The sequence below is a fragment of the Acidovorax delafieldii 2AN genome (assembly GCF_000175235.1).
GTDB lineage: Bacteria > Pseudomonadota > Gammaproteobacteria > Burkholderiales > Burkholderiaceae_C > Acidovorax > Acidovorax delafieldii_B.
This window is the reverse complement of record NZ_ACQT01000450.1, coordinates 1-1,778: the sequence shown is the minus strand read 5'-3', so window position 1 is coordinate 1,778 and position 1,778 is coordinate 1. Positions and strand designations below refer to the sequence as shown.

The following is a 1,778-nucleotide window of genomic DNA, read 5'->3' as shown; positions in this document are numbered from 1 at the left end:
ATGGGGCGCGAAGGCGCCGCCAGCCGCGTGGGCATGCTGTTCCAGCACGGGGCCCTGTTCTCGGCGTTCAACGTGCTCGACAACGTGGCGTTTGCGCTGCGCGAGCAAGGCACCCTGCCGCCCGAGGTGGTGCGCGATGCGGCGCTGGTCAAGCTGCAGATGGTGGGCCTCAAGCCCGAGCACGCCACGCGCATGCCCGCCGACCTGTCGGGCGGCATGGTCAAGCGCGTGGCGCTGGCGCGCGCGCTCATCATGGACCCGCCGCTTCTGCTGCTTGACGAGCCCACGGCCGGGCTCGACCCCAGCAGTGCCGACGACTTTGTGGCCCTGCTGCGCGAGCTGCATGCCGCGCTGGGGCTCACGGTGGTGATGGTCACGCACGATCTCGACACCCTGTTTGCCCTCAGCACCCGTGTGGCCGTGCTGGCGGACAGGAAGGTCATCGTCACGGGCAGCCCCCGCGAGGTGACGCACTATCCGCATCCCTTCATCGAACATTTTTTTCTGGGTGAACGTGGCCAGCGCGCGATGGCGCCCGTGGACACTGCGGTCACCGCCAAGGAAACCTGATGGAAAACAAATCCCACGCCCTCGCCGCCGGCGTTTTTGTCCTGGTGGTGGCCGCACTGCTCGCGGCCCTGGCCGTCTGGCTCACCCGCGACAACTCCAGCTACCAGGAATACGAGCTGACCAGCAAGGACGGTGTAACCGGCCTGCAGCCCCAGGCGGCCGTGCGCTACAAAGGAGTGGCCGTGGGCAAGGTCACGCGCATCGGCTTCGATCCGCAGGTGGCGGGCAACGTGCTCATCCGCATCGCGGTCAACGACCAGGCCCCCATCACCCCCAGCACCTTTGCCGTGCTGGGTTACCAGGGTGTCACGGGCCTGGCCCATGTGTTGCTGGACGATGCCGGCGAGGTGCAGCCAGAGCTGCCGCGCGGCCCCAGCGGCCTGCCGCGGCTGCCGCTGCGCAGCTCGCCCCTGTCGCGGCTGGCGGAGCAGGGCCCTGCCATCCTGGGCCAGGTGGACGAGGCCACGCGCCGCATCAACCAGTTGCTGGGCGACGAGAACCAGAAGCGGTTCAGCACCGCGCTCGACAACCTGGGCCAGGCGGCCGGCGGCGTGACGACCCTGACCCAGCGACTCGACGCCACCGTGAAGGAGCGCCTGGACCCGGCCCTGGCGGCTCTGCCGCCGCTGGCGGGCGATGCGCGCCAGACCTTGCACGCCCTGCAGCAGGCGGGCAGCAGCGTGTCCACGCTGGCCGCCGACATCGGGCAGACCAACAAGCGCCTCAGTGCCGAAGGAGGGGCCATCGATCAGCTCACCCTGGGCTCGCAGGCCTTGGTGCGGGCCGCAGACCGGTTTGGCAGCAGCACGCTGCCCCGGGTCAACCGTGCAGCGGAAGACACCTCGCGCGCGGCACGCCAGTTGGGGCGCACCGCAGGCGGGGTCAGCGAGAACCCCCAGCTTTTCATCTATGGCGCAGGGCGCGCCAATGCCGGCCCGGGTGAGCCCGGTTTCGAAGCGCCCAAGGCACAACCCTGAGGCTTATTGCCATGAATACTATTCAAACAATAGCTGTTCGCGCTTTAATGACAAGCACTGCAGCCATTTTGGTTGCCATGACCGTGGCCGGATGCAGCGCACTGCCAACGCCCCCCCCACGCTCCTTGCACTACGACCTGGGGCCCGGCACCCTGGCGCCCACGCCCACCGACCGGCGCGCCCCCCTGCCCACGCTGGCCCTGGCCGACCTGGAGGCGCCGGGCCTGGCCG

General features: G+C 69.3%; 2 protein-coding genes. Both read left to right on the top strand.

Going from position 1 to position 1,778, the window contains the following annotated elements; translation table 11 throughout:
* Window positions 1-570: ABC transporter ATP-binding protein (locus ACDELDRAFT_RS22130; RefSeq protein WP_005800926.1), on the top strand; the 570-nt coding region annotated here is incomplete at its 5' end.
* The gene (locus tag ACDELDRAFT_RS22125; protein WP_005800919.1) at window positions 570-1,547 is read left to right on the top strand and encodes an MlaD family protein; all 978 of its coding nucleotides are present in this window, start codon (window positions 570-572) and stop codon (window positions 1,545-1,547) included. The genes ACDELDRAFT_RS22130 and ACDELDRAFT_RS22125, both read left to right, overlap by 1 nt.
* Window positions 1,548-1,778 lie beyond the last annotated feature (231 nt).